This window comes from Pseudaminobacter salicylatoxidans (genome assembly GCF_003148475.1).
Classification (GTDB): Bacteria; Pseudomonadota; Alphaproteobacteria; order Rhizobiales; family Rhizobiaceae; genus Pseudaminobacter; species Pseudaminobacter salicylatoxidans.
Genome location: NZ_QGGG01000030.1, coordinates 1 through 21,329, shown reverse-complemented (window position 1 = coordinate 21,329; position 21,329 = coordinate 1). Strand labels below are relative to the sequence as shown.

Here is a 21,329-nt window from a genome sequence, read left to right as displayed (position 1 = left end):
AGTCGGGCTACGCCCTCCCGCCGTTCCCCGCTTGCGGCGCCAAGTGGCCTACTTTTGCGCCGCCCAACGGCCTGGTTTTGCTCCGCCGTTGACACTACTTCGGGCACGCCGCCTCTCCGCCCGGGCGGGTCAGGGGCCGGCTTTAGCCGGGCGAAGCTTCACCCTTGAGGCGACCGGCGGGCATGCGGGTCTCTTTCTCCGCTCTTTATTATCCTTTCCTCACCTGCTCGCGCAGGGCATCGTTCCAATCGTCGGCCGGCGGGATCAGCCGCAGCCAGTCGCAGCCAGTCTCCTCGGCAAGGTCTCGCAGCCGTTCAGCAAACACGGCGCCTTGGGCATTGGCATCGGTCGCGGAAACGATCTAAGCGCCGGGACGAGCAGCGAGCACACGCAGCGCCTCGGCGGTTGGGGGTGACCAACCACCCCCGGGACTGAGGTAGAGGCTGCCTTCCCGCAGGCCCTCAACGGCAGCCAGGCTCATGGCGTCGATCGCCGCCTCGGTCACGCAAAGACGAAGAGCATCCGGGCGACCGAGACGGAACAGGACCTTCGCGCCACCGGATGCAAAGCCGCGCCAATCGGGTCCGCGCTCCTCCCAGCCGGTCACGGCCCCGTCGATATTGGTATGCGCCGCCCACATGCTGCCATGCGGACCCTCCCGCAGCATATTGGTGGAGTTGGCGATACGGATGATCCGCTCGGGTAGACCGCGATCCCCGGCGAGATAACGCCAGGTGGCCGAGCCCTTCCATGGCTTTCGCCGGGTCTTCCAACGTTCGGCAATGGAGATATCCGGCTCCTGATTACGGGATTCCCGCTTCCAGATGGGTTGCGCGGGCACGATGCCGACAAGGGCGGCAACCTCGTGCATAGCTTCGGCGAAGCGCACTCCCTGCAGATGTTCGACCAAATTGAACACGTCACCCTTGTCGTCGCCGAGCGGGTCGAACCAGCCTTTACCGTCATGAATGACAATGATGATCTCAGCGCCGCGACGATACTTCATCGCCCTGCGTGTGCTTTCCTTGAGATCGAGCGCAAATCCCTCCTGCTCCAGCACCGCGCTGCAGGGCACTTTCTCTCTCAAATCTTCCAGATCTGCTTTTTCCATTCTTCGCGCCTGCACTGCCCTTGCTCCTTTTACCCGATTCCCGCTCCCGATCCTTTCGGGGGCAGATACCGGAGGCCGCGAAGAGCAAGGCGGGCAAGGGCGCAGCGGTCAACCCGGCATTTCAGAGGGGGTCAGCAGGGTCGGGACTGCAGCGGCGAAGCTTCCCTTGCCGGCCGCCGCGCGCAAGCGGCACGGGACCTTCAGCGGCTCCGGCGCTTTTCCTCGGACACGATCTCGCGCAGCGTTACGATATTCATCTCAACCTGGGGCGAAATCCGGGCCACTTCGGCCGCGACCTTGGCCCAGTGATAAAATTCAGCTTTCTCGCCACGTACTCGGGCCCGGGTCGCACGGCGCTGCGCCTCGTAATAGGCGCCAAGTTCTTCGGCAACGAGAAGGCGGCACGCGTCATCTTGCCAGCGGCGGCGTAGCGCGCGACGATCATCGACCCAGCGTGCGAATGCTGCGAACATGAACGCCTTCCTTCGCATCACGGCCGGGGTTCCTCTCGACGAAGGCCTGCCGAAACTTCGGCTCTGCCAACTGCCGGCCCGTAAGGCAGGACCATATTCAACTATTGTGTTGCAAAGCTGCAATCCATTAAGTGGCCATGCAGCAATCGTGTTGGTGAAAAGAGGCATTAAACGTGAGCGAAACCCCCATCGATGGATCTGACAGGCTAATCGAGCTGACCGCAGATGTCGTTTCGGCCTATGTGTCGAACAATCCTGTACCTGTCGCCGAATTGCCCGGCTTGATCTCCAGGGTGTATACGAGCCTGCTGCAGCAGACCGATGTCCCCACGGAAGTCGTATCAGAATCCAAAAAGCCCGCAGTCCCAATCAAGAAGTCGGTGACGCCGGACTACATCGTCTGTCTCGAGGACGGAAAACAGTTCAAATCCCTGAAGCGCCACTTGTCGACCCACCATGGCCTCACCCCGGACGAATATCGTGCGAAATGGGGCCTGCCGGCAGACTATCCGCTGGTCGCGCCAAACTACGCCGCAGCGCGTTCCGCACTGGCAAAATCGATGGGATTAGGACGCAAGCCAAAGCCCGTCGAAGAACCGCCAGCGGCTCCTGCCAGACGGAAGAGACTCGGCCTCAAATTCTCATAGGGCCTCTTTCGACCGTTCCCCAGGTTGCACCGGAACAACTCGCCGCCCCATTTGCGCGATTCAATAGATGCCGTCCTGAATGCACCGGCGCTTCTCCATCGCGAACGGTGAGCAGGGTCAACGGCAGTTCGAAGAACAGACCACCGATGACCCGCACCACTACGGCACCGATGACGAATGTCAGATTCTGAAGGGCAATCCCAGCCGTGCGGCAGGAAGGCCGGTGCGCATCGGGGTCTTCACGTCATCTCCTAGTAAAGAGCTGCCCTCTCGCGGTTCGGTGCGGGAGGGCAAGCAGGAACACCGTTCATGGATGTTGTCGCCGCAAGTCACTGCTTGCGCAACGGCGTTATTCGGTGGTCTTGCCGTCGAAGTGTTCATGCGCGGCGTCGGCTTCAGCCTTGGTTGGATGAACGACACCGTCGACGTGCTCGGGAGGGCTGTAGATCGTATAAAGCTTCAGCGGCTCATTCCCGGTGTTTTTGACGTTATGCCGCGCACCGGCCGGTACGATCATGGCCATATCGGCCCTGATCCTGCTCACATTGCCGTCGATCAGGATTTCGCCTTCGCCGTCCTCGACACGGAAGAACTGATCGCCGTCGTCGTGAACCTCTTCGCCGATCTCCTCGCCGGGCTGAAGCGCCATCAGCACGAGCTGCATATTTCTTGCCGTATAAAGAACACGGCGAAAATCCGTGTTTCCTTCGGTCAGTTCCTCGATGTCATCAACAAATCCACGCATGATATGCTCCATTTCATTGGTTTATTGCAAAAATGTTAGCTCGTCGTTGATCTCACTCAAGTCTCCCCATAAGACTTTCGCATATGGTCGTGTCGCCGATGCGACTTTGGTAAGAGTATCCTCAAGCTGTCCTTCCAGCAGCGGCGCGTCCACATCAAAGCATCCGCCAGGGAATCGAGACTTGTCGACCTGTGCATTTACGCACGGAAATCCCTTTGGTTTAGGCGGCAATTCCACCACAGCTCCCCATGTGGTCGCCCGACGAACCAGAACCAAGGCAGCGGCCTGTGCATTCATGCAAGCCTGGCTTGCCGGTTTCACCAATCGCAATGCGGGGTCAAACCCTTAGATCAATGAGGCAGGGGACACCCCTTCCCCACTATCGAAAGGAACCCGATCATGACCCAGAAAACCATCCTTCGCAGCGATGAGCTTTCCTGCCCCTCCTGCGTACCCAAGATCGAGAAGGCGCTCAACGCCCTTCCCGGTGTGGCAAAGGCCGAGGTGCGCTTCAACACCGGCAAGATCGAGGTCGAGCACGACCCCGCGCAATCGAGCGTTGAAGCGCTGGTCGAGGCAGTGCGTGGAACCGGCTACGAGGCGCGGCCTGCCGCCTTTTGATCGGCACTCCGCCTTTTTCGCCGCGCCGCGTGCCGGCGCGGCAGGCACGCTTTTCCGACATGGATGAAGATGAAAGGAGCGAGGAGATGAGCAATCTTGTCAGCAGGATCAAGAGCGCCTTCGTGCATCCGGCACGGCGGCGTTTCTGGCTGACGGTCGGCAGCGGCGGGTTGATCGCGGCCGGTCTTCTGGCGCGCTACGGCTTCGGCATGGTCGAGGCATGGACCGCGCTGATGGTCGCGGCCGCATTTCTTGCCGGCTCCGACATCGCGATCCGTGCCTGGCGCTCGCTGCGTGTAAAGCATTTCAGCATCGAATTGCTCGTCACCGTCGCGGCGGTCGGCGCGCTCATTATTGGCGAAGTCTGGGAGTCGGCGGCCGTCACCTTCCTGTTCATGTTCGGCGGCTGGCTGGAGGCGCGCACCATGGGGCAGACCCGTGGCGCGCTGAAGGCATTGCTTGATGCCGCGCCCGCCACCGCGACCGTGCTGCGCGACGGCGATCCCGTCGAGGTGCCGGCGCATATGGTCCAGCTTGGCGAGACCGTGCTGGTCAGGGCCGGTCAACGCATCCCGGTGGATGGTGAAGTAACCGAAGGCACCGCCGCCGTCAGCGAGGCGGCGATTACCGGTGAGCCGATGCCGGCCGAGAAAGCGCCTGGCAGCCACGTCCATGCAGGAACGATCGCCGAGAACGGGTTGCTGCGCATCCGCGCCACCAATGTCGGCGCCGACACCACCCTTGCCCGCATTATTCAGCGCGTCGAGGAAGCGCAGGAGGAAAAGGCCCCGAGCCAGCGCATGATCGAGCGCTTTGCGCAATGGTATACGCCGTCGATCATCGGGCTCGCGGTCGCCGCCTTCGCGGTGACGCAGGACATCCGCCTGGCGCTGACGCTGCTGGTCGTCGGTTGCCCCGGCGCGCTGGTCATCTCGACGCCGGTCTCCATCGTCGCCGGCATCGGCCGGGCGGCGCGCAGCGGCATCCTGATCAAGGGCGGTCAGCATCTGGAAAGTGCGGGCCGCATCGATACGCTGGCGCTCGACAAGACCGGCACGCTGACGGAAGGCAAGCCGCAGCTCGCCTCTATCGTCGCGCTCGGCGGCATTGCCGAGGCCGAGTTGCTGCATCTGGCTGCGACCGCCGAGACCGGATCGACCCATCCGCTCGGCCGTCCGATCGTCGAGGCCGGCCGCAAGCAGGGGCCGCTTTCCACGCTCGAATCGCTGGAGGAACATGCCGGCATGGGCCTGAGCGCCCGCATCGACGGCCGCATCATCGCCGCCGGCAACCGGCGCCTCATGGACACGCTCGGCATTGCGCTGGGCCAGGAGGGCGAAGCCGCTCTGGACCGTCTGCTGTCCAATGGCCAGACGCCGATCCTGGTGGCGCGTGACGGGCAGTTGATCGGGATGCTGGGCATGTCCGACATGGCCCGTGAAGGCGCGGCGGAAGCCATCACCCGGCTGCGTAACATCGGCATAGGCCGTGTGGTCATGCTGACCGGCGACCAGCATGGCGCAGCCGAAGCCATCGCCCGCGAGGTCGGTATCGACGAGGTCCATGCCGGGCTGATGCCCGAGGACAAGCTGGAACTGATCCGGAAGATGAAGGCGGATGGCGCGCATGTCGCCATGGTCGGCGACGGCATCAACGATGCCCCCGCTCTTGCCGCCGCCGACACCTCGATCGCCATGGGCGCCGCCGGCAGCGACGTCGCCATCGAGACCGCCGACATCGCGCTCCTGAAAGACGATCTCGGCAAGATCCCCGAGGCGATGGCGATCTCGCGCGCAACGCTGGGCAATATGCGCCAGAACCTCGTCATCGCACTGGTGACGGTGGCCGGACTGCTGGCGGGCGTGTTCTCCGGCAATGTCCATATGGCCGGCGGCATGCTGGTCCACCAACTTTCGGTGCTGATCGTCATCGCCAACGGCATGCGCCTTCTGCGCATGCCGAAGACGACCGCACCCGGCGGGAGGGCCTCAAAGGTCGCCACCGCCCGGCCCGCAACTGTGGCCGCGCGAGGCTGAAGCCTCCTCGCAGACCCCGCAGCGATGCGGAGTCTGTTGTTTTTGCGACGTCAACCCTGTCTCATCGCTCGCATTTGTCGGAAAGGATCGACATGAATGCCAGGACCGCCCCATGGAACGACGTTTTCGACTTCTGGTTTCCCGAAGGCCGCTCCTCACAGATAAAGGCTGAAACTCACCGCGATCACTGGTCGTGGCGGCTGCACGGCGGAGCGGATGACATGATCGTCGAGCGCTTCGCCGACCTCACGAGAAGCGCAGCTTCAGGCGATCTCGACGACTGGACCAGCGACCCCGAAGGCAGGCTGGCGCTAATCATCGTGCTCGACCAGTTCTCGCGCTCGCTCTGGCGCAACACACAGCGCGCATTCGCGCAGGACCCTGCCGCGCTGTCGCTGGCGATGGAGGGGTTTTCGAACGGCCACTACGCATCGCTGGACATGCCCTGGTTCAGAATCGTCTACAGTCAGCCCCTTGGCCATTGCGAAGGCCCGGATCACCTCGCGCGCATCGACCTGCTCATCAGGCTTCGCGAAGAGATAGCGGCGGAAGCGTCCGCTTCCCTTCAACCGATATACCAGTCGCTGGTGGATCAGGCTGGCGACGTACGCAAGGTCATCGCCGCTTTCGACCGTCATCCGCACCGCAATAACGTCCTCGGCCGAGAATCGACGCCGGCGGAAGAAGCTTACATCGCCGGAAGGGATTTCCCGCACGAAAGGGCGTTTCAGGCGTGACGCCTGGAGGCGAAGCGCATCGCGGGTTGATGCTTTCGTCGGCTGCTCGGGTAGATTACGGTTGTTGCGTATTCATATTCTCTGGAAGGAAAAAACATGGCTGACATCTGGCTTCCCTCACTCAAGACAGCGACCCCGCAGGAGGGGTTCGACCTTGCCACCAAAATGGCGCGGGTCGGCGTCAAGGTCACCCAACCGTCCGCAGAAATTCGCGACAAGCTGCGCGCGGCCTACGATCAGGACACCACGCAGCTGATCGCCTCCTCACAGGTGATCGCCATCCATTTCCAGACGGTGGCGGCCGCCAACAGTTACTGGCGCGACTGACGCCCTCGCCTACGACTGACACCCAGGCGTCAGTCTCGTCAGCGTTTCAGTCACAGTTTCAGTCCCCGCAACCGCAGCGCGTTGGCGATGACGCTGACCGACGACAGCGACATGGCGGCTGCTGCGATGATCGGTGACAGGAGCAGGCCGAAAGAAGGGTAGAGCACGCCTGCGGCAACCGGGATGCCGGCGGCATTGTAGATGAAGGCGAAGAACAGGTTCTGGCGGATATTCGCCATCGTCGCCTCGGATAACCGCCGCGCTTTCACAATGCCCATCAGGTCTCCCTTGAGCAGGGTGACGCCGGCGCTTTCGATGGCGACATCGGTGCCCGAGCCCATGGCGATGCCGACATCGGCGGCCGCCAGCGCCGGCGCGTCGTTGACGCCGTCACCCGCCATCGCCACCACCCGGCCTTGCGCCTTGAGCCGGCTTATGACTGCGCTCTTTGCATCCGGCAGCACGTCGGCCTCGACCTCGTCGATGCCCAGCTGGCGGGCGACTGCTTCGGCCGTTGTTCTATTGTCGCCGGTCAGCATGACGATGCGGATACCCTCGCCATGCAGCGCGTTCAGCGCCTCCTGCGTCGTCGCCTTGACCGGATCGGCGATGGCGAAGATGCCGCCCGCCTTGCCATCGATGCCGATGTAGATCGCCGTCGCGCCGTCATGGCGCAAGGCGTCTGCCTGTTCAGCAAGTAAGGTAACGTCGACGCCGTGTTCTTCGAGGAACGCCGCATTGCCAAGTGCGATCGCCTTGCCCTCGACGGTGCCGAGCGCCCCCTTGCCAAGCGGAGAGTCGAAATCCACGACGGACGGAATGGTGATGCCCTTTTTCTCCGCCGCTTCCACGATCGCCAGAGCAAGCGGGTGTTCTGACGCTTTCTCGACGCCAGCGGCCAGCCGCAGGATTTCCGTTTCGTCAAAACCGCCTGCCGCAACGATTGCCGTCACCGACGGCCTGCCCTCGGTGAGCGTGCCGGTCTTGTCGACCACCAGCGTGTCGACCTTTTCCATATGTTCGAGCGCCTCGGCGTTCTTGATCAGGACGCCGATACTGGCGCCCTTGCCGACGCCGACCATGATCGACATTGGCGTCGCCAGCCCAAGTGCGCAGGGACAGGCGATGATCAGCACCGAAACGGCCACGACCAGCCCGTAGGCGAGACGAGGCTCCGGCCCCCAGATGCCCCACACGATGAAGGCGAGAATTGCGATGACGATGACTAGCGGTACGAACCAGCCCGAGACCTGGTCGGCCATGCGCTGGATCGGCGCGCGCGAACGCTGCGCGTCAGCGACCATCTGGACGATGCGCGACAGCATCGTATCGCGGCCGACCTTTTCCGCACGGATCACCAGCGCTCCGGTCTGGTTCAACGTACCGCCGATGACCTGATCTCCCATAGTACGGGTGACAGGCATGGATTCGCCGGTCACCATCGCCTCGTCGAGCGAAGAGCGTCCGTCCTCCACCACGCCATCGACGGGCACTGTCTCGCCGGGCCGTACGCGCAGCCTGTCGCCGAGCACGACATGCTCGACCGGCACGTCTTCCTCCGTGCCGTCATCACTGACGCGCCGCGCCGTCTTCGGCGCCAGATCGAGAAGCGCCCTAATCGCGCCTGATGTTTGCTCGCGGGCGCGCAGTTCCAGCACCTGGCCGAGCAGCACCAAAACGGTGATGACGGCCGCCGCCTCGAAATAGACCGCGACCGTGCCATCTTCCGCGCGAAAGGCGGCGGGGAAAATGCCGGGCGCAAGGACGGCGACGATGCTGTAGGCGAAGGCGACCCCGGTGCCCATGGCGATCAGGGTGAACATGTTGAGGCTGCGATTGACCAGCGAGGCCCAGGCTCGTTCGAAAAACGGCCATCCGCACCACAGGACCACGGGCGTCGCCAGAACGAGCTGAACCCAGATCGATATCCGCATCGGCACCAGATGGTGCAGCGCGGGCACGAGGTGGCTGCCCATTTCGAGCACGAAGACCGGCGCGGCGAGGACCAGCCCGATCCAGAAGCGCCGTGTCATGTCGGCGAGTTCCGGGCTGGGCCCGCTGTCGGCGGTCACCACCAGCGGCTCCAGCGCCATGCCGCAGATAGGGCAGCTTCCCGGCCCGTCCTGCCGGATCTCGGGATGCATCGGACAGGTCCAGATCGCGCCCTCAGGCGCGTCCGGAGCGGGTGCCGCGTCTCCTGCCAGATACTGGGCCGGGTTCGCCTCGAATTTCGCCTTGCAGGAAGCCGAGCAGAAATAGTGAGTGTGACCCTCATGGGTCAGGCGATGTTCCGCCGTTTGAGGGTCGACCTCCATGCCGCAGACCGGGTCCTTCACAAGATGTCTGTCACCCGAATGGGCGTGACTGTGGGAATGGTGCTGGTGCTCGTGTCCGTTCATTCTCTAACCCGCCGCCCCTTTTGAACCTTAGAAACTCATCTTGCCTCGACCTTGCCGAACAGCGCGTTCAGCCCCTCGGCCGTTGTCGGATGCGCAAGAACCGCATCGCGCAGAACACTATAGGACAGACCGCCAAGCATGGCCGCCTGCGCCACGGCCATCACTTCTCCGGCCTCCGAGCCGATCATCGTGAAGCCCACGATCCGGTCCTGCAGGTCGACCAGCGCCTTCATGAAGCCGGCTGCCTGCGAGGTCGTCCGCGTCCGCAGCACCGCCTTCATCGGCAGTTTCGCGACGCGCATATCCGTTCCATTCGCGCGCGCTTCCGCTTCGCTCATGCCGATGCGGGCAAGCGGCGGGTCGATGAACATGCAATAGGGCATCAGCCGCCCGGTGGTGGTTCTGTCGCCACCGCCGAGATTGTCCCGAATAACCCGGAAATCGTCGAGCGATGCGTGAGTGAATTGCGGACTTCCGGCGCACTCGCCAATGGCCCAGATGTCCCTTGCAGTCGTCTCCAGGCGATCGTTCACCTTGATGTAACCGCGATCCGTCAGCGCGATGCCTGCCTCTTCGAGACCGACCCCTCGCGTGTTGGGCGTTCGGCCGGCCGCGACCAGAATGTCCGTGCCCTCGATCACTTTCGAGCCGTCCGACGTCCGAACGTTGGCGTGCACGCTTCCCGCTGACCGGCCCTCCACCTTCTCGACTTCGGCCGACAAAAGCACCTCTATGCCTTCCGCCTCCAGAATCCGTCGGATTTCGTCGGAAACATCCTCATTCTCGCGCTTCAGCAGTCGCCGACCACGGTCCACAATTGTGACATGGCTGCCGAAGCGCCGATAGGCCTGAGCAAGCTCAAGACCGACATAGCCCCCGCCGAGCACGATCAGGTGTGCCGGCAACCGGTCCAGTTCGAGCGCCTCGATATGAGTGAGCGGTTTGGCTTCGGCCAGACCGGGGATGGGCGGAATGGTTTGGTGCGTTCCAAGATTGAGAAACAACTTTTCGGCGACGAGCAGCCGCTTCCCGCCATCGTTCAGCGCGACCTCGATCGTCCTTGGCGCGACGAGGCGCGCATCGCCCATTATGAGTTCCGCATCCGTCGACTCATAGCGTTCGAGATGAAACGCAACGAGACTTTCGACCATGGCGCGCTTGCGCGCCACAACCGTCTTCATGTCGACCGAGACGGGGCCGGTCGCAACGCCATACGCCCCGGCATGGGCAACGGCGTGTGCGACGCCAGCGCTCCAGATTTCATTCTTGCTGGGCAGGCAGTTGATATTGGGACATGAGTCGCCGATCCAGCGCCGCTCAATGACGGCCACCTTCCGGCCGGCTTGCGCCATATGCCAGGCGAGGTATTTCCCGCCCTCGCCACGGCCGATCACGACAGCGTTGTAGCGCTCCGCTGCCATCATCAACTACGCATCCTCCTTCAAGCCACGGCCTTGAAATGGGTAGGGATCATGGAGTGTAGTCGGTTCTGCTCCACCTGTATTGCCCGAAAGGGAACATGCTGGCTGCACAGGATTGGCCGGTTTCCTCATCTACGCATTTGGAGCGGGGTAGCCGTCATCCAGTCAAACCCCTGACTGGTATGAAGGCTCTACAGGGCCGGCGTCGGCTTGGCGTCGCAGTGAGGTCGCACTGCGCGCCCGGATCGGGTCGGCGAGCAGCCTGAGGCCGTTCAGCACCACCAGCACCGTGCCGCCTTCGTGTCCGACGACCGCGAGCGGCAGCGGCAGGGCGAAGAACAGGCTCGAGGCGACCAGAAGCAGCATCATGCCGATGGCGAAAATCAGGTTCTGACGGATGATCCGGCGGGTGCGCCGCGCCAGCCGATGGGCGGCGGCAAGGCGGGCCATGTCCTCCGACAACAGCGCGACATCAGCTGCCTGCAAGGCAACGTCGCTGCCCGCCGCGCCCATGGCGATGCCGACATCGGCCCGCGCCAGCGCGGCGGCGTCGTTCACCCCGTCGCCGACAAAGGCCACCTTTCCATTCCTCGCCAGCTCGCCCACCAGCCGGACCTTGTCTTCAGGCAGCAGATCGGCATGGACATCCTTTGCCTCCAGTCCGAGTTCCGCGGCGATTCGCAAGCCGACAGGGCGCCGGTCACCGGTCATCATGGCGATAGTGCCCACCCCAGCCGTCCTGAGCGCGGCCAGTCCGGCGGCCGAGGTCTCGCGCGGGCGGTCGGCAACGGTGAGCGCACCATAGACCCGATCTCCCCGCCCCAGCCACACCACGGTCTGGCTGCCGTCCGTCAGTTGCGCAAATTCGGGTGCGTCGAGCGATGCGCCCATGCGCGCGGCCATGCGCGGATTGCCGGCCCAGAGCGGGCCCACGGCATCCTCCCCCGTAATCCCCTCACTGGGCACGGTTTCCACATCGCGCACCTCGGCGGCGGTTATGCCTTTTTCGTTGATGTGGCGGCGGATCGCATCGGCAATTGGATGTTCGGAATGCGCTTCGAGACCGGCGATCAATGACAGGAACCGCTCTTCGGCCTGTGCTCCCGATTCCGACGCCATCACTTGCGTCACCTCGGCCTTGCCTGTGGTCAGCGTACCGGTCTTGTCGAAGGCGAAGATATCGACATCGGCCAGCGTCTCCAGCGCCGCGCCGCCCTTAAACAGCACGCCGCCCCGCGCGGCAGCCGCCAATGCTGAGAGGATCGCGGCCGGGACCGATATCACCACCGCGCAGGGGCTGGCCGCGACAAGCAGCGTCGCGGCGCGATAAAGCGCATCCTGCATTGTCCAGCCGAGTGCGAGGAATAGAATCAGAGCCAGCACCGCGCCGGCCAGCACCGCAATGGTATAGCGCTGGCCGAACCAGGCGCTGAACCGTTCGGACGGAGCGCGCGCGGCCTGTGCCTCAGTCACCAGTTCGATCATCCGCGCCACCGTGCTTTCCGCGACCGGGCGGGTGACGCGGACCACCAGCACGGCGTTGAGGTTCACCGTGGCCTCAAACACCTTTGCACCGGGGCTTTTGCCGACCGGCATCGATTCGCCAGTGATCGTCGCTTCGTCGAGCGAGCCTTCCCCTTCCGCCACCTCGCCATCAGCCGGCACCCGCGCGCCGGGGCGCAGCACCACCATGTCGCCGGCCACGAGATCGCCCACCGGAACTTCCGTGACTGTTCCATCCGAATCGCGCCTGAGCGCGGTGTCGGGACGCAGCGCCATCAGCGCCTCGACCGCATGGCGCGCCCGGCCCATCGCCCGCTGCTCCAACGTGGTCGAGAGACTGAACAGCGTCAGCAGCACCGCCCCTTCGAGCGCAGCACCCACCGCGGCGGCGGCAAGGGCGGCCACGACCATTAGAAGATCGATGTCGAGCACCCGCTCGCGCCAGAGTGTGGTCAGGGCCCGAACCGCCGTCGGCACGCCACCAGCCAGATAGACCAGCGCGAGGCCGGCCGGCCCCCACGGGCCGGGGCTCAGGAACGCGTCGATAGTCGCGAGAACCATCCCGGCCAGCGTGATGCCGGTCAGTGCTGTCATGAAGCGGTCGGAAGAAAGGTCGATTTGCACGGCGTGTTCCTGGCTGTGCCGCGACGGCGGCAGTGGCTGGGGAGACCGGCGATGATGCGCCGGATGGGCTGGCGATCGGTCCCGTCGATCAGGTTTCTGGTCGCTATTCTTTTTCCATCACGGCATCGAGCTTACCTCCAGGACTGCACCGCCGACAGCCGCGATCAGCACCACGAGCCATGGCGGGAATTTCCAGCTCATCAAGGCCACGAAACAGGTCAGCGCCAGCGCAAAGTCGCGGGGCGAAGCGATCGCGCTGATCCAGAGCGGATCGTAGAGCGCAGCGCCCAGAACGCCGACCACCGCAGCGTTCGCCCCTGCCATCGGCGCCCGCACGCCGGAGCGTGCGCGCAGCGTGTTCCAGACCGGCAGCGCGCCGACAAGCAGCAGGAAGCCCGGCAGGAAGATCGCAAAAAGAGCAAGCGTCGCGCCGACGATCCCGTTCGGGCCGGGTTCGAGCAGCATTCCGAGATAGGCGGCGAAGGTGAACAGCGGCCCCGGCACCGCTTGGGCCGCGCCATAGCCGGCAAAGAACGCATCGGGCGTGACCCATCCCGTGCGAACCACTTCCGCTTCCAGCAAAGGCAAGACCACATGGCCGCCGCCGAACACCAGCGCACCGGCGCGATAGAAGGCGTCAATCACCGCCATCCCCTGCGCGGGAAACAGCACCGCCGCCAGGTGCAGGCCGAAGATAAGGATGAAGAACAAGGCCAGCGCGACTATCCCCGCCTGTCGCGAGACCGGGAAGGGCAGCGCTTCACCCGTCTCTCCCGCCGTGTCCCGGCAAAGCCAGAGCCCGGCAAGCCCACCGAGCAGGATTGGACCCAACTGGCCCGTCGCGCCCCAGATCAGCACCACCATCAGGACGGCGGCGAGTGCGACCGTCTGGCGTGAACGATCGGGACAGAGCGTGCGCGCCATCCCCCAGACCGCCCGCGCCACGATGGCCACTGCGACGAGTTTCAACCCGTGCAGCACCCCGATGCCGAGCGGGCCTGAAAATACCCCCGCTCCGAGCGCGAACAACAGCAGCAGCAGGGCGGAAGGCAAGGTAAAGGCCACCCAGGCAGCCAGCGCACCCACCGGTCCTGCACGCTGCAAGCCCAATGCGAAGCCGACCTGGCTGGATGCTGGTCCCGGAAGGAATTGGCATAGCGCGACCAGATCGGCATAGCCACGATCGTCGATCCAGCCGCGCCGGGCGACGAATTCCTCGCGGAAATAGCCCATATGCGCGATCGGTCCACCGAAGGAGGTCAGGCCCAGTTTCAGGAAGGCGGCCAGAACCTCGCCGGGTGTTCCTTGTCGTCGGTACTGAGGCACAACATTCAGCGTGTCATTGGTGGGCATGATCTCTCCGTGATGCTCGCGATTTCCGGGACTCGCCAGACCCCCTGAGAGGGCGCATGCGATCATTGTCCCTGTATGGGGCAATGGAACAGACAGGTGACTGCCGGCGCGCGTACCTCGTCGTTCCATCAGTATCGCAAGTGGTATCCACAGGACCGCACCCCGCAAGAAAGATAACGGATGAATCATGCCCTGGTTGTCCGGGGAGGGCCAGCCTGCGGACGACGGCCCTCCAAAAGATCGGCGTCCGTGGCGAGCGCATCAGCCATGAAATCCATGAAGGCACGGATACGGGCGGTGTTGCGCAGATCCTCATGGGTCAGCAGCCACAGATCGAGCCGGAAATCTTCTGGAAACATGGCGATGCGGACAAGGTCGGGCGCGCGGTCGGCCACGGCGCAGGGTAGCGGCGCAAGGCCGATTCCGGCCCTTGCCGCGGCAATCGCGGCCGAGATCGAGTTGGTGCGATAGATTGGCCGCATTTTCGGCAGCCAACCCGCCATCTGATGGCCGATCGCTCCATGCGACCGGCCGAAGCCGATCCAGTCGCTGCAGGCAAGATCGTCATCAATCCCCTGAGCGGCGCGTTCTGCCGAGGCATAGGCTCCGAAGGCCAGCCGGCCGACACGCCGGCCGACCAATGTTTCCTGCGGCGTGTTGCCGATGCGCAGTGCGACATCGGCCTCGCGTCGGGTCAGGTCCAGGGGAGTGTCCGAAACGATCACCTCCAATTCAATCCCCGGCTGCGCTGCATGGAAGGCCGCCAGATGCCGCGGCAATAACCCCGTCGCCAGCATATCGATGGCTGTGATGCGGATGAGCCCGCTCAGGCGCTGGTCCTGGCCGGTCACCTGACGCGACAGGGCGATAATTTCCTCGTCGATCCGGATGGCGGTCTCCTGCATGGCCTCTCCGGCGCCGGTCAGCGCATAGCCGTCCGGCAACCGCTCGAAGAGCCGGACGCCCAGACGTTCCTCAAAGGTGCCGAGACGGCGAAACACGGTCGAGTGCGTTACGCCAAGGCTGCGCGCTGCGCCAGACAGCGTGCCCGCCCGGGCGACAGCGAGAAAGAAGCGCAGATCGTCCCAGTTCTGGTTCTGTGCATCCATGAAGGATCACCCCTTGCAAGCCTGCTCCCATTGCCGACAGCATGTCGCCATCTTGCCGGCAACACCGCGCGTTCGCTTTGCCCCGTCAGAAGAGCTTGACCACGATCATCGCTCCATTAAGTATGTGACTGCTCACTTACTAGGTGTTTTATGCGAAAATCCGCGGAATTGCGCAAGGCCGAAATCGTCGCGGCCGTCCTCGACCTGGCCGACCGGATCGGACCGGACCGGGTGACGACGGGCGCTGCCGCATCGGCCGTGGGCGTCAGTCAGGCCGCCTTGTTCCGGCATTTCCCGACCAAGGCCGCGATGTGGCTTGCCGTGGCGGATCATGTGGCCGGGGAACTGGCTATGGAATGGCAGCGGGCACTGGCTGGGACTGATGACCCCCTCGACCGGGTTACAGCGCTCATGGCCGCGCAACTGGGGCAGATTGCGGCCACACCGACGCTACCGATGCTGCTGTTCTCGCGCGAGCTGAATGTCGGCAATGAGGATCTGCGCGCGGCCTTTCGAGGCCTGTTGATGAAGTTTCAGGCGCTGATTGTAGCCGAACTGGCTCGCGGTCAGGACGCCGGCTGCCTGCGCCGCGAAGTCGCCCCGGAGGATGCCGCCGTTCTGCTGACGTCGCTGGTGCAGGGCATGGCGATCCGCTGGTCGCTCGGGGCGCGCAACTTCTCGCTGATCGGGGAAGGAAAGCGGCTCCTTGAAGTACAACTTCGGCTTTTGACCGTGAAGGAGGATTAGGCCATGCGGCGTCGGTGGATGTTCGGTGCGGCGGCAGTGGTTGTCTTGTTCGGCGTGAGTGTGCTGTTCCTCACCGAGCGGCCGCTCACGGTCAGCGTGGTGCAGCCAGAACAGGATGTGGCCCTGCGCATCTACGGCCTCGGCTCCGTAGAAGCGCGGATTCTTAGCCGCGTAGGATTCGAGGTTGGAGCTGCCCTAACCGGGCTCGACGCCGATGCAGGTGACCGGGTGATACAGGGGCAGGCACTGGCAACCCTCGATCCGGCCGTGCAGGAGGCGCGCGTCGCCCGCGCCCGCGCGACGGTGGAAGCTAATGTTGCCGCCCTCACTCGTGCCGAGGCCACGGTGGGGCGTGCCCGCAGCATGCTGGCGCAGCGCGAAATGGCAAACCGACGCCAGCAGGGCCTGGTGCAGCGCGACGTGACCTCGATCCAGCGCGCCGAAGAGGCGCAACGTGACGAGGATGTCGCCCGCGCTGATCTTGCGGTCGCCGCGGCGGATGTAGCAGTGATCCGAGCGCAAGGTGCGGATGCGACCGCCGCGTTGCAACAGGAGGAGGTGCTTCTCGCCCGCCATCAGCTGGCTGCGCCCTATGACGCGGTGATTGTCGCACGCCATGCCGAAGCCGGCACGGTGGTCCGTGCCGGAGATCCGATCTTCACCCTGATTGCCCCCGAAACGGTCTGGATACAGGCTTACGTTGATGAGGAGCGCGCCGGCCAGCTTGCGCTTGGGCAGCCCGGCACGATCCGGCTGCGCTCGCAGCCGCAGGCTGAATTCAAGGGCATCATCGCCCGCATCGGGCTCGAAAGCGACCGGGTGAACGAGGAACGCCGAATCTGGCTGACCTGCACGGACTGCCCCGAACCGATGTATCTCGGCGAACAGGCCGAGGTGCGCATCACCACTGGAAACCGCAACAGTGCGCTGATGGTGCCGGAGGTGGCGATCACCGGTTTCGACGGACATCGCGGCTGGGTCTGGCTGGTGCAGGACGGACGGCTGGAGCAGGTCGAACTGACCTTCGGCGCACGCGACGATCGTGGCCGGATCGAAGTCACGGGCAGCCTGCCGGACGATGCGGCCATCGTCGCCCGGATACCGCAAGGTGTGACCGGGGGGCGGCGGGCGCGGACCAGGACCACGCCATGAACCTTGCTCTCAGGGATATACGCCACGGACTGTTCCGCTTCGTCCTCACCTGTTTCGGGCTGGGGCTCTTGATGACAGTCGTGTTGTCGATGATCGGCATCTATAACGGCCTTGTCGCCGATGCGTTGGCGGTCGTGAAGGCACCGGCGGCGGATGTTTGGGTGGTCGAGAGCGGCACCAAGGGGCCGTTCGCGGAAGCCTCAAACATCCCGCTGACCACCCGCGATGCGGTGGTGCGGATGCCGGGAGTGGCCGAGGCCGGGGCGATCAGTTTCCAGAACATCGAGTCTGCCCATGCCGGCGCTTCGCTTCGGCTCTACGTCATCGGTCATGAGCCGGGTCATCCCGGCAGCCCGTCGCGCATCGTCGAGGGGCGCGGCATCGGCACCAGCCATTTCGAACTGGTGGCCGACCGCAAGACCGGTCTTCTGTCCGGCGAGACGATCCGCCTCGGGCGCAACCGTTTCATCGTAGTAGGACTGGTCGAAGGGGCAATGAACGCGGGCGGCGATCCAGCGGTCTATATCACATTGGCCGACGCGATGGCATTGCAGACCGAACTTGACCCGGCAGCGCAGCGCGTTCAGGCGGCGCGGGGCGCCGTCTCAGTCAAGTCCGCTTCGGTTGCGGCTGTGATTGCGCGGGTAGCTCCGGGCGCGGACGTCGAACTGCTGACCGCGACCGTGCGGCAGTGGAAACATCTGGCGGCGCTGACGCAAGCCGAGCAAGAGGAGATTCTGGTCTCGTCAGTGGTCGATCTGGCGCGGCGGCAGATCGGCCTGTTTCTCGGGATCCTGCTGAGCGTCTCAGCAGTGGTGATCGCGCTGATCATCTACACGATGACCATGGAGAAGCTGAAGCAGATTGCCACGCTGAAGCTGATCGGCGCGCCAGACCGCACCATTATCGGGTTGATCGTCCAGCAGGCGCTGATCCTCGGCGCCTCGGGCTGGGGGATCGGACTGATGCTGATCCTGACGGTCAAGGACTATTTTCCACGCCGGGTGGTGTTGGAGCCGTTCAACGTCATAGTGCTGGCCGGAATCATCTTTGCCGTCTGCATCGCCGCCTCGGGTCTTGGCGTGCGGGCGGCAATGAAGGTCGATCCGGCCACGGCTCTGGGGAGCTGACATGACGGACGGCGAAATCCTGATCGACGTGAAGGGTGTGGCCAAGCATTTTGGGGAGGGCGAAACTCGTGTCGATGCGCTGCGCGACGTCGACCTTCAGGTTCGCGCCGGCGAGGTGATCGCTCTTCTTGGCCCCTCCGGCTCGGGCAAGACGACGCTGCTCAACGTCATCGGCTGCATCCTGGCGCCATCGGCGGGCAAGGTGATGCTGGACGGCGAGACGGTGTTCGACGGGCAATGGCTGCGGCGCGACCTGAGGAGGCTCAGGCTCGACAAGATCGGCTTCATCTTCCAGACGCATAACCTTTTGCCTTTCCTGACCGCGGAGGAGAACGTCGCCGTGGTCCTCGACCTCGCCGGCTGGTCGGTTGAGAAGGGTCAGGCGCGAGTACGCGAACTGCTCGATTATCTTGAAGTCAGCCGTCGCGCCGCGGCCAAGCCGGCGCTCCTGTCAGGTGGCGAGGCGCAGCGGGTGGCCATTGCGCGGGCGCTGGCCAACCGCCCCCGCATCATTCTGGCCGACGAACCGACCGCCGCGCTCGACAGCAAGCGGGCCGGGCTGGTGATGGACCTGTTGCGCAAGCTTGCCGCTGAGCAGGAAGCCTGCATCGTCACCGTCACCCATGACGAGAAGATTTTTGACCGTTTCGACCGCCTGATTCACCTGCGCGACGGCAGGCTGGCCGACGCATGACACAGGAGAATACCATGACCGCAAGACCCCTCTCTCATTCCATCGCTTCCGGTGTGGCGGTCGTGTTTGGCCTGGCCACCGTCATTTCGGTCGGCCGCGCACTCTTCGGCGGCGCTGATATGGGAGCGGTGGTTCCATTCGTGCTGTGGTTCAACTTCGTGGCCGGCTTCGCCTATCTGCTGGCAGGGATCGGACTATGGCGCGGCACGGCCTGGGCGCCTGCCCTGTCCATCGGTATCGCAGCGACCACGGCCGTGGTCCTTGCTTTCTTCCTCTGGCACGTCTGGCGCGGCGGGGCCTACGAGAGCCGCACGATGGCCGCGATGGTCCTGCGGCTCGGCATCTGGGTTGCTATTTCGACAGTTGCGGTAAAGATCCGATGGCCAAGATAGTGGCTCGCGACGACTGCGCTGGCGAGTCGACAGGCATTCGCTACGTCCAGTATCGCGATATGGTGAAATCTCTGGGCTGGAACTATGGTCTGCCCCCTGAAAAGTGGTCCTCCCTGAAGTAGGCTATTGAGCCTTAGAGAGGACGTTGGAATGCCCCAGAGAAAGCACAAGCCTGAAGAGATCGTCGCGAAGCTGCGCCAGGTCGATGTTCTGTTGTCACAAGGCCGCTCGGTCGGCGAAGCGGTCCGATCGATCGGAGTGACACAGTTCACCTATTACCGCTGGCGCAAGGAGTTTGGTGGGCTGAAGGGCGACCAGGTTAAGCGCCTTAAGGAGCTCGAGAAAGAGAATGACCGGCTGCGCAAGGCGGTGTCGGACCTGACGCTCGAGAAATTGATCCTCAAAGAGGCCGCATCGGGAAACTTCTAAGCCCCGCCCGCCGTCGTCGCTGCGTCGACCATGTCATGGTGATGTTCTCTATCTCGGCGCGCTTTGCCTGCAAAGTCCTCGGCCAGCACCGTTCGACCCAGCGAAAGAAGCCCAGAGGCCGACCGGATTCCACGCTCGACCTTCAATCGCTGGTATGACCGTTTCCTTGCCGGCGGCGTCGACGCGCTGGAGGATCGGAGCCCCCGGCCAAACCGGGTCTGGAACCGCATCTTGCCGTTCTCGATTACAAAGCTGTCGGCGCCTTCGACCGCATCGCGAGCTGGCCTGACGGAGCGAACCTTCAAGCGGCGCTTCACGCAAGCAACGGGCATGAGCCCGATTGCCTACGTCCAGCGCCTTAGGATCGAAGAGGCCAAGCGCCGGCTGGAGCGGACCGAAGCATCCGTGGACGAAATTTGCTGGCAGGTGGCTATGAGGAGCCGGCGTTCTTCCGCCGCTTATTCAAGAGGGTGACGGGTCTGGCTCCAGGAAATTATCGCCGCCGGTTTCAGGTGCCCGACTATGCAAAGCAACCTTCTCGCTCAGAGTAAAAACCTTGTCCGCGCTGTCTGCCACCCAGACTGGCGCGCCATCTTCCCTGCGGTATCCACGTCCTCAGTCCGTCAATTCGATGTTGCGAGCGCGCTCAATCATCTCGATGAATCCCTGTACCGCAACTGTCTCATGGAAATCTCTGTGGCGTAGCATGAAAAAATGCCGCCGTGGAACAGGGTACTCGATGATCGCCATACGTCCGGTTTCTATGGCGAGGGCGATAACAAGCCTTGACGTTACTGTTACGCCGGCACCTGCTTCGACTGCGGCGACGACGGCTTCGTTCGATGGCAGCACAAGGGAGACGGAAACGTCGTTCACGGTGAGCCCATGGTCGGCGATCAACGATGAAACAATGTCTCGAGTGCCGGAGCCGATTTCCCGCAACACCCAGTTGACCTTCTTGAAATCAAGCGGCTCGTCCATTTGGACAGCCCACGGATGGCTGGGATTGGCAACAAGCAGCAACTCGTCGGAGGCGATTGGCGTCGCGTCTATGCGGGGGTCGCGCACCTCCCCTTCTACAAAGCCCAAATTAGCGACGCCTTCTCGCAAGAGAGCCGCTACTTGCGCCGTGTTGCCGATCGTGAGCGATACGGATATGCCTGGATGTGCCTCTTTGAATTTGTGCAGGTAACGCGGCAACCAGTAGTTCCCGACGGTCTGGCTCGCAGCGATATGGATCGTTCCACGGCGCAAGCCGGCAAGGTCAGCTAGCACATGTTCGGCCGCCTCCGCCCGGGCAAGCACTGCTTTGGCTTCCGCTAGGAAGGTATGGCCCGCACTAGTCAGTACGATGCCCCTGCCGACGCGATCGAACAGTTTAGTTTGATAGCGTGCTTCAAGAACTGCGATGGCCGAACTTGTTGCCGATTGCGTGAGATTGAGATCACGAGCAGCTTGCGTAACGTGTTCACGTTCGGCGACGGCGATGAAAATGCGTAGCTGTTCCAGCGTCATCTCAGTTCAGCTGCTTCCCCGCTCCGCTTAGAATGATTCTCATGCAAAACTCGACAATTCTATGGATTGTGAGAGCGGCGGTGCAAAAACCGGCCACGGTAGCGGCGGGATAGTCCGGCCGCGGGCGGAGTAAAATCCGGCCACCTATTTCCCTTCTGCATTGA

At 63.6% G+C, this 21,329-nt stretch carries 20 protein-coding genes and 2 pseudogenes; 13 read left to right on the top strand and 9 right to left on the bottom strand.

The window, feature by feature from the left end; genetic code table 11:
• Positions 1-208 precede the first annotated feature (208 nt).
• The 3 genes from C7441_RS24675 to C7441_RS23440 form a co-directional block, all read right to left on the bottom strand.
• Entirely contained in the window at positions 209-325 is a 117-nt protein-coding gene (locus C7441_RS24675; protein ID WP_425326609.1) for a hypothetical protein, read from the bottom strand.
• Between the two features lie 36 nt (positions 326-361).
• A complete protein-coding gene (locus C7441_RS23445; RefSeq protein ID WP_425326608.1) occupies positions 362-1,111 on the bottom strand; it encodes a DUF3991 domain-containing protein in 750 nt (249 codons plus the stop codon).
• 200 nt (positions 1,112-1,311) lie between these two features.
• The gene (locus C7441_RS23440) at positions 1,312-1,584 is read right to left on the bottom strand and encodes a hypothetical protein (RefSeq protein ID WP_109614947.1); all 273 of its coding nucleotides are present in this window, start codon (positions 1,582-1,584) and stop codon (positions 1,312-1,314) included.
• 173 nt (positions 1,585-1,757) lie between these two features.
• Here C7441_RS23440 and C7441_RS23435 point away from each other — a divergent pair, with 173 nt between their 5' ends.
• From C7441_RS23435 to C7441_RS23410, 6 genes are all read left to right on the top strand, one after another.
• Positions 1,758-2,231 carry a Ros/MucR family transcriptional regulator gene (locus tag C7441_RS23435; RefSeq protein WP_109614944.1) on the top strand — a complete coding sequence of 158 codons (474 nt, stop codon included), beginning with the start codon at positions 1,758-1,760 and terminating at the stop codon, positions 2,229-2,231.
• Between the two features lie 79 nt (positions 2,232-2,310).
• Positions 2,311-3,015, top strand: coding sequence for a hypothetical protein (locus C7441_RS24670; RefSeq protein ID WP_425287023.1), 705 nt, complete (start codon positions 2,311-2,313; stop codon positions 3,013-3,015).
• Positions 3,016-3,375: 360 nt separating this feature from the next.
• Positions 3,376-3,597, top strand: a complete 222-nt coding sequence (locus C7441_RS23425; protein WP_009450579.1) for a heavy-metal-associated domain-containing protein — start codon at positions 3,376-3,378, stop codon at positions 3,595-3,597.
• A gap of 86 nt (positions 3,598-3,683) precedes the next feature.
• The gene (locus C7441_RS23420; protein ID WP_040672527.1) at positions 3,684-5,633 is read left to right on the top strand and encodes a heavy metal translocating P-type ATPase; all 1,950 of its coding nucleotides are present in this window, start codon (positions 3,684-3,686) and stop codon (positions 5,631-5,633) included.
• Between the two features lie 92 nt (positions 5,634-5,725).
• Positions 5,726-6,370 (top strand): DUF924 family protein, encoded by a 645-nt coding sequence (locus C7441_RS23415; protein ID WP_009450581.1) that lies wholly within the window; start codon positions 5,726-5,728, stop codon positions 6,368-6,370.
• 96 nt (positions 6,371-6,466) lie between these two features.
• The gene (locus C7441_RS23410) at positions 6,467-6,697 is read left to right on the top strand and encodes a hexameric tyrosine-coordinated heme protein (RefSeq protein WP_109614943.1); all 231 of its coding nucleotides are present in this window, start codon (positions 6,467-6,469) and stop codon (positions 6,695-6,697) included.
• 50 nt (positions 6,698-6,747) lie between these two features.
• On the opposite strand, the gene C7441_RS23405 is transcribed toward C7441_RS23410, so the two are convergent.
• From C7441_RS23405 to C7441_RS23385, 5 genes are all read right to left on the bottom strand, one after another.
• Entirely contained in the window at positions 6,748-9,096 is a 2,349-nt protein-coding gene (locus C7441_RS23405) for a heavy metal translocating P-type ATPase (RefSeq protein ID WP_210205699.1), read from the bottom strand.
• 35 nt (positions 9,097-9,131) lie between these two features.
• Positions 9,132-10,520, bottom strand: coding sequence for an FAD-dependent oxidoreductase (locus C7441_RS23400; RefSeq protein WP_109614941.1), 1,389 nt, complete (start codon positions 10,518-10,520; stop codon positions 9,132-9,134).
• 162 nt (positions 10,521-10,682) lie between these two features.
• Positions 10,683-12,644, bottom strand: a complete 1,962-nt coding sequence (locus tag C7441_RS23395; protein WP_109614940.1) for a heavy metal translocating P-type ATPase — start codon at positions 12,642-12,644, stop codon at positions 10,683-10,685.
• Between the two features lie 117 nt (positions 12,645-12,761).
• On the bottom strand, positions 12,762-13,997 hold the full coding sequence (gene chrA / locus C7441_RS23390) for a chromate efflux transporter (protein WP_109614939.1): 1,236 nt from the start codon (positions 13,995-13,997) through the stop codon (positions 12,762-12,764).
• A gap of 185 nt (positions 13,998-14,182) precedes the next feature.
• Positions 14,183-15,106, bottom strand: a complete 924-nt coding sequence (locus C7441_RS23385) for a LysR family transcriptional regulator (protein ID WP_109614938.1) — start codon at positions 15,104-15,106, stop codon at positions 14,183-14,185.
• 168 nt (positions 15,107-15,274) lie between these two features.
• Between C7441_RS23385 and C7441_RS23380 the strand changes: the two genes are divergently transcribed.
• The 7 genes and pseudogenes from C7441_RS23380 to C7441_RS23345 form a co-directional block, all read left to right on the top strand.
• Positions 15,275-15,853 carry a TetR/AcrR family transcriptional regulator gene (locus tag C7441_RS23380; RefSeq protein ID WP_109614946.1) on the top strand — a complete coding sequence of 193 codons (579 nt, stop codon included), beginning with the start codon at positions 15,275-15,277 and terminating at the stop codon, positions 15,851-15,853.
• Between the two features lie 3 nt (positions 15,854-15,856).
• Positions 15,857-17,005 (top strand): efflux RND transporter periplasmic adaptor subunit, encoded by a 1,149-nt coding sequence (locus C7441_RS23375; protein WP_244916246.1) that lies wholly within the window; start codon positions 15,857-15,859, stop codon positions 17,003-17,005.
• Positions 17,002-18,135 (top strand): ABC transporter permease, encoded by a 1,134-nt coding sequence (locus tag C7441_RS23370; RefSeq protein ID WP_109614936.1) that lies wholly within the window; start codon positions 17,002-17,004, stop codon positions 18,133-18,135. Before C7441_RS23375 ends, C7441_RS23370 begins: the two co-directional genes overlap by 4 nt.
• A 1-nt stretch (position 18,136) precedes the next feature.
• On the top strand, positions 18,137-18,829 hold the full coding sequence (locus C7441_RS23365) for an ABC transporter ATP-binding protein (protein ID WP_109614935.1): 693 nt from the start codon (positions 18,137-18,139) through the stop codon (positions 18,827-18,829).
• A 14-nt stretch (positions 18,830-18,843) separates the two neighbouring features.
• Positions 18,844-19,221, top strand: a complete 378-nt coding sequence (locus C7441_RS23360; RefSeq protein ID WP_109614945.1) for a hypothetical protein — start codon at positions 18,844-18,846, stop codon at positions 19,219-19,221.
• A gap of 150 nt (positions 19,222-19,371) precedes the next feature.
• Positions 19,372-19,778 (top strand): annotated as a pseudogene (locus C7441_RS23355) (transposase); the annotation flags it as partial.
• Positions 19,779-19,926: 148 nt separating this feature from the next.
• A pseudogene (locus tag C7441_RS23345) lies at positions 19,927-20,201 on the top strand (helix-turn-helix domain-containing protein); the annotation flags it as partial.
• Between the two features lie 64 nt (positions 20,202-20,265).
• Here C7441_RS23345 and C7441_RS23340 read toward each other — a convergent pair.
• Positions 20,266-21,165 (bottom strand): LysR substrate-binding domain-containing protein, encoded by a 900-nt coding sequence (locus C7441_RS23340; RefSeq protein WP_109614934.1) that lies wholly within the window; start codon positions 21,163-21,165, stop codon positions 20,266-20,268.
• Positions 21,166-21,329 lie beyond the last annotated feature (164 nt).

Bases quoted from the DNA above. Each gene is read 5' to 3' on its own strand.
- C7441_RS23445 (WP_425326608.1), bottom strand. From the start codon at position 1,111: ATGGAAAAAGCAGATCTGGAAGATTTGAGAGAGAAAGTGCCCTGCAGC.
- C7441_RS23440 (WP_109614947.1), bottom strand. From the start codon at position 1,584: ATGTTCGCAGCATTCGCACGCTGGGTCGATGATCGTCGCGCGCTACGC.
- C7441_RS24670 (WP_425287023.1), top strand. From the start codon at position 2,311: ATGCACCGGCGCTTCTCCATCGCGAACGGTGAGCAGGGTCAACGGCAG.
- C7441_RS23425 (WP_009450579.1), top strand. From the start codon at position 3,376: ATGACCCAGAAAACCATCCTTCGCAGCGATGAGCTTTCCTGCCCCTCC.
- C7441_RS23420 (WP_040672527.1), top strand. From the start codon at position 3,684: ATGAGCAATCTTGTCAGCAGGATCAAGAGCGCCTTCGTGCATCCGGCA.
- C7441_RS23415 (WP_009450581.1), top strand. From the start codon at position 5,726: ATGAATGCCAGGACCGCCCCATGGAACGACGTTTTCGACTTCTGGTTT.
- C7441_RS23410 (WP_109614943.1), top strand. From the start codon at position 6,467: ATGGCTGACATCTGGCTTCCCTCACTCAAGACAGCGACCCCGCAGGAG.
- C7441_RS23405 (WP_210205699.1), bottom strand. From the start codon at position 9,096: ATGAACGGACACGAGCACCAGCACCATTCCCACAGTCACGCCCATTCG.
- C7441_RS23400 (WP_109614941.1), bottom strand. From the start codon at position 10,520: ATGATGGCAGCGGAGCGCTACAACGCTGTCGTGATCGGCCGTGGCGAG.
- chrA (WP_109614939.1), bottom strand. From the start codon at position 13,997: ATGCCCACCAATGACACGCTGAATGTTGTGCCTCAGTACCGACGACAA.
- C7441_RS23385 (WP_109614938.1), bottom strand. From the start codon at position 15,106: ATGGATGCACAGAACCAGAACTGGGACGATCTGCGCTTCTTTCTCGCT.
- C7441_RS23375 (WP_244916246.1), top strand. From the start codon at position 15,857: ATGCGGCGTCGGTGGATGTTCGGTGCGGCGGCAGTGGTTGTCTTGTTC.
- C7441_RS23370 (WP_109614936.1), top strand. From the start codon at position 17,002: ATGAACCTTGCTCTCAGGGATATACGCCACGGACTGTTCCGCTTCGTC.
- C7441_RS23365 (WP_109614935.1), top strand. From the start codon at position 18,137: ATGACGGACGGCGAAATCCTGATCGACGTGAAGGGTGTGGCCAAGCAT.
- C7441_RS23360 (WP_109614945.1), top strand. From the start codon at position 18,844: ATGACCGCAAGACCCCTCTCTCATTCCATCGCTTCCGGTGTGGCGGTC.
- C7441_RS23340 (WP_109614934.1), bottom strand. From the start codon at position 21,165: ATGACGCTGGAACAGCTACGCATTTTCATCGCCGTCGCCGAACGTGAA.